General features: G+C 59.2%; 13 protein-coding genes and 1 pseudogene. 13 read left to right on the forward strand and 1 reads right to left on the reverse strand.

The genetic code is table 11. The features are described 5' to 3' along the window. The 5 genes from ACWI8T_RS05270 to ACWI8T_RS05290 all read left to right on the forward strand — a co-directional run. Positions 1-216: YbjQ family protein (locus ACWI8T_RS05270; RefSeq protein ID WP_449138208.1), on the forward strand; the 216-nt coding region annotated here is incomplete at its 5' end. A 231-nt stretch (positions 217-447) separates the two neighbouring features. After that, entirely contained in the window at positions 448-1,839 is a 1,392-nt protein-coding gene (locus ACWI8T_RS05275; protein WP_449138209.1) for a cation:proton antiporter, read from the forward strand. Between the two features lie 434 nt (positions 1,840-2,273). Beyond that, positions 2,274-2,615: an arsenate reductase family protein gene (locus ACWI8T_RS05280; protein ID WP_114615905.1), complete on the forward strand. Its 342-nt coding sequence runs from the start codon at positions 2,274-2,276 to the stop codon at positions 2,613-2,615. A gap of 101 nt (positions 2,616-2,716) precedes the next feature. Next, positions 2,717-4,078 (forward strand): uracil-xanthine permease family protein, encoded by a 1,362-nt coding sequence (locus ACWI8T_RS05285; protein WP_449138210.1) that lies wholly within the window; start codon positions 2,717-2,719, stop codon positions 4,076-4,078. Between the two features lie 183 nt (positions 4,079-4,261). Next, positions 4,262-5,722 (forward strand): MATE family efflux transporter, encoded by a 1,461-nt coding sequence (locus ACWI8T_RS05290; RefSeq protein WP_449138211.1) that lies wholly within the window; start codon positions 4,262-4,264, stop codon positions 5,720-5,722. Between the two features lie 93 nt (positions 5,723-5,815). On the opposite strand, the gene ACWI8T_RS05295 is transcribed toward ACWI8T_RS05290, so the two are convergent. After that, positions 5,816-6,442, reverse strand: a complete 627-nt coding sequence (locus ACWI8T_RS05295; RefSeq protein ID WP_449138212.1) for a flavodoxin family protein — start codon at positions 6,440-6,442, stop codon at positions 5,816-5,818. A gap of 727 nt (positions 6,443-7,169) precedes the next feature. Between ACWI8T_RS05295 and ACWI8T_RS05300 the strand changes: the two genes are divergently transcribed. The 8 genes and pseudogenes from ACWI8T_RS05300 to ACWI8T_RS05335 form a co-directional block, all read left to right on the forward strand. Further along, positions 7,170-8,210, forward strand: a complete 1,041-nt coding sequence (locus ACWI8T_RS05300) for a YeiH family protein (RefSeq protein WP_449138213.1) — start codon at positions 7,170-7,172, stop codon at positions 8,208-8,210. 155 nt (positions 8,211-8,365) lie between these two features. Next, complete coding sequence (locus ACWI8T_RS05305; protein ID WP_449138214.1) at positions 8,366-8,503, forward strand: hypothetical protein; 138 nt, start codon at positions 8,366-8,368, stop codon at positions 8,501-8,503. Positions 8,504-8,515: 12 nt separating this feature from the next. After that, a complete protein-coding gene (locus ACWI8T_RS05310; protein WP_449138215.1) occupies positions 8,516-9,187 on the forward strand; it encodes a class I SAM-dependent methyltransferase in 672 nt (223 codons plus the stop codon). A 248-nt stretch (positions 9,188-9,435) separates the two neighbouring features. Continuing rightward, positions 9,436-9,672, forward strand: a complete 237-nt coding sequence (locus ACWI8T_RS05315; RefSeq protein WP_449138216.1) for a helix-turn-helix transcriptional regulator — start codon at positions 9,436-9,438, stop codon at positions 9,670-9,672. A gap of 24 nt (positions 9,673-9,696) precedes the next feature. Then, the gene (locus ACWI8T_RS05320) at positions 9,697-10,266 is read left to right on the forward strand and encodes a hypothetical protein (protein WP_449138217.1); all 570 of its coding nucleotides are present in this window, start codon (positions 9,697-9,699) and stop codon (positions 10,264-10,266) included. Between the two features lie 174 nt (positions 10,267-10,440). Beyond that, positions 10,441-10,719, forward strand: coding sequence for a hypothetical protein (locus ACWI8T_RS05325; protein WP_449138218.1), 279 nt, complete (start codon positions 10,441-10,443; stop codon positions 10,717-10,719). Positions 10,720-10,773: 54 nt separating this feature from the next. Beyond that, positions 10,774-11,472 carry a response regulator transcription factor gene (locus ACWI8T_RS05330; protein WP_449138219.1) on the forward strand — a complete coding sequence of 233 codons (699 nt, stop codon included), beginning with the start codon at positions 10,774-10,776 and terminating at the stop codon, positions 11,470-11,472. Positions 11,473-11,690: 218 nt separating this feature from the next. After that, positions 11,691-12,560, forward strand: a pseudogene (locus ACWI8T_RS05335) (excinuclease ABC subunit UvrA); the annotation flags it as partial.

A 12,560-nucleotide genomic window follows, 5' to 3' on the forward strand; every position in this document is an offset into this window, starting at 1 on the left:
GACCTCATGGCCGGCGTAAAAAGCATTGTCGGCGGCGAAATTGTGTCGTACACGCAAATGACCGATGAGGCTCGCCAAGTCGCAGAGGATCGCATGGTTGCCGCTGCGCAAAATCTTGGGGCCGACGCCGTTGTCGCCATGCGTTTCGCGAGCGACAGCATCGCCGAAGGCACGATTGAAATCCTCGCTTACGGCACCGCAGTGAAGTTCGCGTAAACGAAACGCTTAAAAAGTGACAAAAGTTGCGAATTCGAGGAGCCTGCCCGACCTTCTTAACCATGCCGCAGCGAGCTCGGCGCCCTACCGCCCTTCCCGCCTAAATCATCAGGACCTGTTAAAGGCATCGTTTTAGCGACATTTCGCGCTTTTTGCCCAAGACGCTCCAAAATCGCCTATGCTAATTAGGTTTGGCAAAGGACGATAACGTCCAACAACAGGAAGCATCCCATGGCACATGATTTCATCTCGCTCGCAATTATTGCGGTTGTCGCATTTGTGGCACCCGTTATCGCGCAGGCGATTCCGAAAAAGCCCATTCCCGAAACCGTTCTTCTTCTGGCTTTCGGCGCAATCCTCGGTCCCAACTGCCTGAACCATATTTGGCTCACCGAACCCATTACGCTGCTTTCCGATTTGGGCCTCGCGTTTTTGTTCTTGCTCGCGGGCTACGAAATCAACCCGAAAATGCTCACGGGCACCGAAGGCAAGAAAGGCCTGCGTACATGGCTGGTCACCTTCGCGTTCGCGCTGGCGCTCGTGTTTTTGCATCCGAATTTGGCCATCGGCGGCATTGGAGTGGTTCCCATGGCCATCGTGCTTGTGACCACGGCGCTCGGCACGCTCATGCCCATTTTGCGTGAGCGCGAGCTCATGAACACGAAAGTCGGCCGCGCGGTCATCGCATACGGCACCTGGGGAGAAGTCGGCCCAGTGCTCGCCATGGCGGTGCTGCTCTCCACGCGCACGAACTGGCAGACCGCAGCGATTCTCGCCGCATTCATGATTCTGTGCGTCATCGCGGCCCTCGTACCTGCCATGGCACGCAAAAACGGCACGCGCCTCTACAAATTTCTCGAAGCAAAAGCCAACACCACCTCGCAAACATCGGTGCGCGGCACCATTATGATCCTGGTCGCCCTCGTAGCGTTTTCGGCGCTGTTCGACATTGATATCGTGCTCGGCGCGTTCGCGGCGGGCTTCGTGCTCAGGTTCATCACGCCCGAAGGCAACGTGTCGCTCGAAACCAAGCTCGACGCCATTGGCTTCGGCTTCCTCATTCCGCTGTTTTTCATCGTGTCGGGCGCGAAAATCGACATTTCGGCCATCGCGGCCGATCCGGCCATGCTCGTACGCTTTGTCGCGCTGCTGCTCGTCGTGCGCACGGTTCCCATTATCATTTCGCTTTCGATGCCCAAAACGCGCGCGAAGTACACGATGCACGAGCGTATTTCGGTTGCGCTGTACTGCACCACGGCCCTGCCGATTATCGTCGCGGTTACCTCGCTGTGCGTGAAAAACGGGTCCATCGACGCGAGCACGGCCTCCATCATGGTCGCCGCGGGCGCTGTGACGGTATTCATCATGCCGCTGTTCGCGGGCGCGACCTACGGAGTCGCCGACCGCCATCCCATCGATGCGGTGCGCGAGATCGCCCACGACCCGCACCACGCGGGACAAATCGTGTCCGAGCACATCCACGAGCATCGCGAGCACGTACACACCGACTACCAGCACATTTACATGCCGAAGCAGCGTCCCGACGTGGTTCATGTCGTTATGAAAGAACACGAAGAGGGCCATGCGGAAGAGCACGAAGTAAAGCATCTTGAAAAGAAATAGCGCAGAAGCAGCCGAGGTCCGACAGATTGCGTTCAGGCTTTCCCAAAGAAATGTGTGCATGGGAGCCACGCCTGAAGTGCTCGTCGCCCTTTAGCCCACGAGCTTTTCTTCCTTCTGTTTTGCGCCTGGCTTCGCGCCCTTCGCCGCCATCGGCCTGCTTGCCATAAACCAAAAGGGATACCCAAGCGCGATTTCCCCTTCCGCCCAACCCTTTATTGCATAGCCGATTCTTCCCCGGTTGGTCGACTGGCCCGCAACAACCCGCCCACCCCTCTTGGACCAGCTTCGCCCGAACCAGGGAAAGCGCCCTTCGCCATATCGGACTTAGGCCAAGCGCCCCATTCGCGCCCGAGCGGCGACGAAAAGTTATACTGACGGCATATTTTTTGTCATATTCGCAGGAGAAGCACCTGCTCGACCGAAAAGGCTCGAACATGAACATCCAGATCTTCGGCACCAAGAAAAGTTTCGACACCAAAAAGGCGCAGCGCTACTTCAAGGAACGCCGCGTGAAGTTCCAGTTCGTCGACCTGAAGGAAAAAGGCCTGAGCAAAGGCGAGCTTGAAAGCGTTGCCCGCGCCGCTGGCGGCATTGACGCGCTCATCGACCCGTCGGCAAAAGACGCCGACACGGTTGCGCTCGTGCAGTATCTCGGCGCCGACCAGAAATTCGACAAAGTGCTCGAAAACCAGCAAATACTGCGCGAACCTATCGTGCGCAACGGACGCCAAGCCACGGTCGGCTATCAACCCGATGTATGGAAGGGCTGGGAATAGCCCCAAGCCGAATTGACGCGCGAAAAATCGTATTTCAAAGAACGAGCAGCCCCTCGAAGCCTTATCATAAGACGATTTGAAATCTTCCAGAAAGGCAAACCATGAGCGATACCGCCCGCGCCACTTCGGAGTCCGAAACCCCACCCGCCGTTTACGACGCGACCACCCTTGGCAAGCCGCGCATGTTTGTGCTAGGCATCCAACACATGTTCGCGATGTTCGGCGCCACCATTTTGGTGCCGGTGCTCACGGGCCTTTCGGTAAGCGACACGCTGCTGTTCGCCGGCCTGGGCACGCTGCTCTTCCATATTCTGGCCAAGGGCAAGGTGCCAGCGTTTTTGGGCTCGTCGTTCGCGTTCATCGCGGGCTACGCCGCCATCGCCCCCAACGGCGAGGCCGAACTTCTACCCTACGCATGCCTCGGCGTCGCGTGCGCCGGCCTGCTTTACCTGGTGCTTTCGGCGCTCTTCCGCGCATTCGGCCCCGCGCGCGTCATGCGCTTCTTCCCGCCCGTAGTTACGGGTCCCATTGTCATTTGCATCGGCCTCATTCTGGCGAGTTCGGCCATTGCGAACTGCTCCACCAACTGGATTGTGGCGATTATCGCTATCGCAACCATTGTGGTCTGCAATATTTGGGGGCGCGGCATGGTGAAGATCATCCCCATCCTTATCGGCGTGGTGGTAAGCTACGCCGCCGCGGCTGCCATGGGCGAGGTCGATTTCTCGGGCGTGGCCGAAGCCGCGTGGATCGGCCTGCCATTCAGCTGGGACAACACCGTATTCTCGCTGTTTGGCCCCGGCTTCGACACGGGCCTCGCCATTACCGCGATCATTACTATCATGCCGCTCGCCTTCGCCACGATGATCGAGCACATCGGCGACATCTCGGCTATCAACTCCACGTGCGAGCGCAACTTCATCGCCAACCCGGGCCTGCACCGCACGCTGCTCGGCGATGGCCTCGCCACCATTTTGGCCTCGCTGTTCGGCGCCCCGGCCAACACCACCTACGGCGAAAACACCGGCGTGCTCGCGCTGACCCGCGTGTTCGACGCGCGCGTCGTGCGAATCGCGGCGTGCTGCGCGATCGTGCTTTCATTCAGCCCGAAATTCGCCGCCGTGATTGGCGCCATGCCTTCGTGCGTGATCGGCGGCGTGTCGCTCGTGCTCTACGGCATGATCTCGGCCGTGGGCGTGCGCAATCTTGTCGAAAACCACGTCGACTTCCAGAAAAGCCGCAACGTGCTCGTGGCCGCCATCGTGCTCGTGCTGTCCATCGGCATCGCCTACAGTGCGGCCGGCGCAATCACCTTCGAGGTTTCCGGCATCGTGATTTCGCTCTCGGGCCTGGCCATCGGCTCGCTTGCCGGCATCATTCTGAATGCGATTCTGCCTGGCAAAGACTACGAATTCGATGAAAGCGACATTGCGGAAGAGGAACACGCGCTCACGCTTCAATAGACGGCACGCATTTTTCGAGGCCTGAAGCGCCATCGCGGCGCAACGTTTGTGCGACCTGCGGGCGTTGCGTGTGCGCTTCGTGTATTCACTGCCCCTTGACCAGGCAAAAGTGTTATACCCTTTGAGCACCTGAAACCCACTCGAAACAAAGCGCCTCAAGCGCGGAAAGCGACGCCAGCGTCAATGAGCACCACAGACAACACCGCCTCCGCCTCGCCCGAGCTCGAAACAGACAAAACCCCTGCGCAGCCGAAAAAGACCAACAGCATCGACATGCTGCACGGCCCCCTTTTGGGCAAGATCATCGTATTCGCCGTTCCGCTGGCGCTTTCGTCGATCATCTCGCAGCTGTTCAATTCCGCCGACGCCGTTGTCGCCGGACGATTCATCAATAGCGGCGCCCTGGCGGCCGTCGGTGGCGTGGCACCGGTCATTTCCCTGCTCATCGGTCTTTTCGTAGGCCTGTCAGTCGGCGCGAACGTCGCAATCGCCATTCGAATCGGCCACGGGCGCATGGACCTCGTGAAGAGCGCGGTACAAACGACCGCCGTGCTCACGCTTGTATGCGGCGCCCTGCTCACCGTCGTTGGAATGCTCATTACCGGGCCCATTCTCGACGCCATCGGAATGCCCGCCGAGGCAACCGAAGAGGCCGCGTGGTACCTGCGCATCTATTTCGCGGGCAGCGTGTTCTTCCTCGCGTACAATTTCGGCTCGGCCGTGCTGCGCGCGAAAGGCGACACCCGACGCCCGTTGTACGCGCTCGCTGCCGCGATGCTGCTCAACGTGGTGCTCAACGTAATTGCAGTCACTGTTTTCAATGCCGGCGTTATCGGCATCGCGATTGCGACCGACATCTCGAACGCGCTTTCCGCGGCCATCGTCATTCGGATGCTATTGCATGAGGAAGACGCGTTCCGCCTTGAGCCGCGCCACCTGGCCGTCGATGGCAAAGCGTTCAAGATGATTTTGTATATCGGCCTGCCATCAGGCCTTCAGTCGATGGTCTTTTCGCTTTCCAACGTGATTATCCAAGCGGCGATCAACAGCTTCGGCGCCGATTCCACCGCAGGCTCGGCGGCCACCATGAACTACGAGTACTACACGTATTTCTTCGTGAGCGCGTTCTCGCAAGCGGCCGTGACGTTTATCGGGCAGAACTTCGCCGCGGGCAATCTCAAGCGATGCGACTCCATCGTGCGCATTTGCATGGCGGCGGCGGTGCTGAGCGCCTTTACCCTGAGCGCGATTTTCGTTGGCCTGGGCAATATCTCGCTCGGCGCGTTCACGACCGAGGCCGCCGCGCTTGGCTACGGCACCATTCGCATGTGGCACGTTGAGCTGCTCGAATGCATGACATCGACCTACGAGGTGACCGCGGGCGCCATGCGCGGCATGGGTTGGTCGGTGCTGCCCACCATCGTGGTTATCGTGGGATCGTGCCTACTGCGCATCGCGTTCATTTTCTGGGTGTTCCCGTCGATGAACGACTACACCTCGCTCATGAACATCTACCCCATCACGTGGACCGTCACCGGCACCACCATGATTGCGCTGTTCTTCTTCGCGAGGCATCGCGCCTACGCCGGCGTTCGCCAGGCGCAGGCGCAGGCCGCCAGGCACCAGAAGGCGGTCGCGGCATAGAACGAAAACCGCGGCAGGCGAGAACCGCCGCCGCCAGCCAGGCGCGTCCAATTCGCCTTGCGCGCGTTCCCGTCGAAGCTGGCTCGTGGACCCCTAGCGAATGAAGCTGGTCATGGCGCCCGTTTCGGCAACGGGCGGCTCGATGCCGTTTTCGCGGCCGAGCTCGATGCACTTCAGCATCCATGCCATGTTGTGGCCGATATTGCGCATCGTGCGCATGCCTTCCTCATCGAGCGCGGCTTCGCCCGGCACGCGTCCGTGCACACCGTTCCAATAGGTCGACGCCACAACGGGCATTTGCTTGATGGTGAAATATTTGTTGAGCACGTCGAACGATGCCGTGATGCCTCCGCGGCGAGCCACGGCGATCGCCGCACCCGGCTTATGCTCGAATGCCGCCCCGCCTGCATAGAACGCGCGGTCGAGCACCGACAGAATGCGGCCGGTGGGATGCGCGTAATACACCGGCGTGCCGAATACGAAACCATCGGCCTGCTGGGCGGCTTTGATGAGCTCATTAACCATGTCGTCATCGAATACGCACGCGCAATCGAGCTCGCCGCACTTGCCGCAACCGACGCAATCACGCACGGGTGCAGCGCCCAGCTGGAACACCTCCCATTCGATGCCGTGGCCTTCAAGCGCCGCGCCGACTTCGGCAAGCGCCGCGGCCGTATTGCCCTTCGACTTCGGGCTGCCATTGACCATAAGAACCTTCATGAGTCCCCCTTCATCCAACGAACCGCGCCGATCGATTCCGTCAATCGGCGCTTCGAATTTACCTATCTTACACCGTGCCTCGTTTAGCGCTTCACATCGTTTAGCACCTTGCTTCGTTTAATGGCCTACCTCATTCAGCGCGTTACCTCATTTAGCACCTTGTCTTGTTCAGCACCTCACTTCGTTGCGCGCATGCTCAGCAAAACTGCTATTATCGGGCTCATAGACACGCAATCCGTTGGCGAGAGGAGGTGGGAGCGTTGTCCGCAAAACGCAAAAAGCATGCACCGAAGTCCGGCGCCGTTTGGCATATGTCTGCCGACGAGGCGACCTTGGCCAAAAAGCCGCACTACAACGGCTACATTTGCGGCCACGGAGCACATGGCGAGGCAAAATACAGCCGCACGAAATCAAAGCGCGCGTGGCAAAAGCAGCTCAAGCAGGAAGGGGCCCCGAGGGGCTCCTTCCTTTTTTACCTTTTACGTTCATTCTCGCTGCAGAAAGCAAAAGAGCCGTCAGCCCGAAAGAGACCACACCGTAGCTGAAGCGCCCGCCGCCGGCAATGGGCGGTGCCCGATTCGTCCAGAACATGAAGAAGGCATGCAAAACGCGATATGCACATGCAGTAGAAAGCGCCCTGCGCGGCGCGCAGACACGAATTGGCGTATAGTTAGTCCCCCATCACGGTCGAACTTCGCCGACCGTCCTCCAATCTAGAAAGAACTTCATGAGCACCATTCGCACCCTCGCGCCCGGCATCGCAATTAGCGCCGCGCTCGCCGTTGTCTGCTGGTTTTTGGGAACCGCCGTTCCTATCGTCGGCGGCGCAGTGTTCGCCATTCTCGCCGGCATGATCATCGGCATATTCTGGAAAGACAAAGGCTCATCGGCGGCAGGAATCAAGTTCACGTCGAAGAAAATCCTGCAGACCGCCGTCGTTTTGCTCGGGTTCGGATTGCCGCTCACCCAAATCGCCCAAGTTGGCGCAACCTCGCTGCCCGTTATCGTATCGACCATCACGGCATCGCTGCTCACGGCATTCATCCTGTGCCACGCGCTGCATGTGCCGAGTCGTACCGCAACGCTTATCGGCGTGGGGTCGTCCATCTGCGGCGGCTCGGCGATTGCGGCCACCGCTCCCGTCATCAAAGCCAACGACCAAGAGGTCGCCCATGCCATCTCGGTCGTGTTTCTGTTCAACGTTTTGGCCGCGCTCATCTTTCCAACGCTCGGCGACGCCATCGGCATGACCAACGACGGATTCGGCCTATTCGCAGGCACCGCCGTGAACGACACTTCATCGGTCACCGCTGCAGCGGCCGTTTGGGACGGCATGCACGAAGACGCAAACGCGCTCGATTACGCAACCATCGTGAAGCTCACGCGAACCTTGGCGATTATCCCCATCACGTTCGTACTTGCGCTCTGGGTTGCTTCGCACGAAAAGAAAACCGCAGATGAAAACGGCCAACCCACCCAAAATGGCTTTAGCCTGAAGCGCGCGCTGCCGACGTTCATCGTACTGTTCCTGTGCGCGTCGATCGTCGCCACCGTGGCGAGCGCAACTGGCATTGACATGGCTGTTTTCGAATCCCTTAAGCTCGCAAGCAAATTCTTCATCGTTATGGCCATGGCCGCCATCGGCCTGAACACCGACGTCGTTGGGTTGGTGAAATCGGGCGCGAAGCCCATCGTGCTCGGCGCTGCCTGTTGGATTGCCATCGCGTCGGTGAGCCTTGGTGCCCAGCACATGCTGGGCTTTTGGTAGCCGTGACTCATTTCGCTTTTCGTGAGAAAGCGGCTACACTATGGCGGAAGTCGTCACCCCACACGCAGGCAAGGAGCGCGTCTAAAGACGACGGTACCGATTAGCAGTGAAGTGCAGCAACCCGCACCAGGCGAGTGCGCGCCCTTGCTGGCCGTATGAAAAACGAAGGCATCGAGCTCGCTTACACGGGCCACTGCACCGGCGAGCGCGCCTTCAAAATTCTGCTGGAAGAGCTCGGCGAAGACGTCATCAAGGCAACCAAGAGCGGTTTGCGCATCGAGTTGGGCGAATAGAATCGAGCGAGCATGAATGCGAACCATGCACGACGCATGTCGGCACCCCTGAATGTTTCCAACAAAGACCAACTCTTCGCCGCCGATGAGCGTCGTGATCGCGCGTTGTGCGGCTGCTCGCTGGCTGAACCAGGCACGACGCGCTTTGCGAAGCAAGGTGCGCACGACCCCACGCCCACACCGTATTTCATATTGGAAAACCTCTTTTCCGATCTGGATTTTTCCGAAGAATCCCACCTTCTTGACGTAGGGTGCGGCACGGGTCGCGTGCTGTCGTTTTTCATTCAGTCGAAACTCGCCGGCCGCGCCACGGGCATCGAACTCGACCCCGATATCGCCGAATACGCGCGCAGCTGGGCGAGGCATTTCGCCAACGTCGACGTACTCTGCGGAAGTGCGCTCGAAACCCCGCTCGCCCCCTACACGCACCTGTACCTTTTCAACCCCTTCGATACCAACGTGCTTATGCAGTTCATCATGAAAATCGAAGACGAGGTGCGCCGCCCAATCACGCTTGTCCATATGTCCGATAACGGAGAAACATATTCCTATATCGGCCGCACCGGGTGGAGCCTTGTTCGCCAAGGTGAATTTCAGGAATATCGCACGGCAACGGGCAGAGCAGTTAGCGTATACGCTCATCCGCAGCACTTCTCGATTTGGAAGTACGACCCCGAATCGTAGCGACTACGACAAGCGAGCGTAGGCAAGCGCAATGCGATCGAGCCTGCGCGAGGCAAACCACGCCGCGAGCGCTGGCCAAATGCCATTTGAGCAACGACCGACCGCCAAGCGCCATTCTGAAAGCGCACTTTCGAACTCATAGCAGCTCTTTCTTTCATAATGCAATCTATAGTTGACATTTCATCCCATATGCCATATATTTCTGTCATGTTGCAACGGATATATGTCCATAAAATGAAAGGAAACCCATGCCAGGCAAGAAAAACCTACGCATGAAGGCGGCACGTGCGGCAGCCGGCCTTTCGCAAACCGATCTCGCCGAAGCCGTGGGCGTTACGCGCCAAACCATCGGCCTTATCGAGGCGGGCGGCTACAATCCCACGCTCAATTTATGCGTGGCTATCTGCAAAACGCTGCACGTCACCCTGAACGATCTGTTTTGGGAAGACGACGGTGACGTCAACACCAACCCCTTCTTCTTTTAGGAGCGAACCATGAAAATGCAGAACATGAAAATCGTGCAAAAATGGCGCGAATATGCAGGTCCGAAAGACGAGCGTCTGGAAGCCGAGAACGCCAAAATCTACACGTTCGGCTTCATACTGCTTTCGTTCGGCATGCTGGCACTGCTCGCATATCAAATCATAGCCCAACAGGTTATATGGGTGCATAATGGCGCCAACGATGCCTTCCACCTGTTCGCAAGTCCCGTTGACGCCGCCATGTACGCGTGGCTTTTCATCGTAATGCTTATATGCGCCGTGCTGCAAACGCGAAAGGGCTACGTCGACACCAACCGTTTTGGCCAAACCGAGAACCTTCCCGCTGGTTACTTTCTGCTCATCGCCGGCATCTCGGGTGTCGCAAGCGCGCTTGCCATTGCCGCCATGCGCTGCATTGCCGAAGCGCAAATCGTACCGTTCGAAGACATTTTCTGGGCGGCAAACCTGGCGATAGGCGTGGTTTTCGGCGTTACGATTTTCGCCGCCACGTTCGGTGCGCTGTGCCTGGCGTTCTACGAGGCGAAACATCGCCGCGCCAAAATTGAAGCGGAGCTTGACGCAACCGACGAACGCTAACGCAAAGTAGAGCTCGACGCCGCCGACAAGCGCTCGGTCGAAGCGGAACTCCACGCCGTCGACGAACATTAACGCGAATATTACCGAAGCAAAAACGCCCACCGCAGCGTGCCGCGTTATTATGGAGGGGGTTGCTCAAACCCCCTCTTTTCCGCATTCGTCCAAAGGAGCTCTATGGCTGATCGTATATACAGTTTTATCGAAACGCGGCTTCCCATGCCGCTCGTGTCCGCTACCGCTGAACCAGGCAAGCTCGACGAAGCCGTAGCGGCTATTGCCGCGCGCGATGCCGAACTGGGCCGCATCGCCCAAGCGGAAGCGCACTACTTCCGCGGACAGCCCGAAGAAGCGCATGCCGACGCTGCACCATTCTTGGACCACTCCGATCCCGCCTTGCGCATCTCGGCGAATTTCATTTGCGCGTATGCAGATCTTACCCTGGGGAAAATTTGAGAAACGAAAGAATGCCTCGCGAACATCGCGGCAATGCGCGGCGATGAATCAATCGTGGCAACGCCAGCGCTGCATGCTTCATACATACTCTTCGACGCCGCCTCGAGCGTGCTCCTGCACCTGTCCACGCCCTACCCGCCAGGCACGTTCGCGAAGCACGTCGCTACACTGCCTGAAGGCCTGCGACTTTTCGCGATTTATGCGCTCGCCCACCACGCGTACCTTTTCGGCGAATACGGCCGCTGCGTGGGCATGGCCGAAACCGCGCTCATGACGAAACAGGGGCGCTATCCCATCGCGGAGCAGTTCCTGCACCTTGTCGCAGCCATGGGGCAGGTGAATCTGAAGGACGCCGAAGCCGCACGACGCCATTTCATGGGAGCGTGGAACATTGCCTTGGCCGACGGCCTCATTGAAGAAATCGGCGAGCACCATGGGCTTTTGCAGGGCGTGCTCGAAACGTGTTTGAAGGAAGACTATCCCGAGCACTACGCGCGCGTAATCAACATCACCTATCGCTTCAGCGAGGGATGGCGGCGCCTGCACAACCCCGAAGCGGGCGCGCACGTGACGAGCGACCTCACCACCACCGAATTCAGCATCGCCATGCTCGCAAGCCGTGGGTGGTCGAACACCGAAATCGCCAACCATCTGGGAATTTCCACTGGCACGGTGAAAAACCGCCTGTCGATGGCATACGCGAAGCTCGGCATCGCAAGCCGCGCAGAGCTCACGAAGTACCTGCTGCAATAGCAGGCGGAAGGGCAGCGGCCCGCGAAACAAACGGCCGGATCGACAAGCGACGCCAAGATGGCGCCGTCGCGCTCCGTGCCTTCGATGCTCTTCCGCGCAAACGAATCGACGCCGCCCTCGCTAGAATCGACAGCCATAAGCGCCCTCGGCCTGGGTTTTGCCGCCGTCGTGGCATAATCGATGGAAGAAACGGCACGAGCCCTAAGGCGAAGGAAATCATGCAGAACATCGACCACATCGAAGTGCGCGGCGCGCGCGTGCACAATCTGAAGAACGTGAACGTGGATATCCCGCTCGGCGAACTCGTGGGCATTGCGGGCGTATCGGGTTCGGGCAAAAGCTCGCTCGCGCTCGGCGTGCTCTACGCCGAAGGCTCACGCCGCTACCTCGAAGCGCTTTCGACCTACACGCGACGCCGCATCACGCAAGCCGGCAAAGCCTCGGTCGACGACGTTCGCTACGTGCCCGCGGCGCTCGCGTTGCACCAGCGCCCAGCGGTGCCAGGCGTGCGTTCCACGTTCGGCACTTCGAGCGAGCTTTTGAATAGCCTGCGCCTTCTGTTCTCGCGCGTCGGCAGCCACGCATGCCCGCACTGCGGCGAGCACGTGCCGCCAAGCCTTAATGTTGCCGCCGAGCTGCCCATCTCATGCCCGCATTGCGGCAGCGTATTCTTCGGCCCCGGCGCCGAGTCGCTTGCATTCAACAGCGAAGGAGCCTGTCCCACCTGCAGCGGAACCGGCATCGCGCGCACCGTGAACCGCGCCGCGCTCGTGCCCGACGAAAGCAAGACCATCGACGAGGGCGCCGTGGTGGTATGGGGCACGCTCATGTGGGACCTCATGAAGCAGGTGTGCGGCGCCATGGGCGTGCGCACGAACGTGCCGTTTTGCGAGCTCACGGCCGCCGAACGCGACATCGTCTTCAACGGGCCGGCCGAGAAGAAGCACATCCTCTACAAGGCGAAGAAGGGCGAGAATTTCGCCGAACTCGACTTCACCTACTACAATGCCGTGCGCACCGTGGAAAACTCCCTCGCCAAGGCGAAAGACGAGAAGGGCTTGCGCCGCGTGGCGAAATACTTGACGGAA

This window comes from Slackia sp., assembly GCF_977041755.1.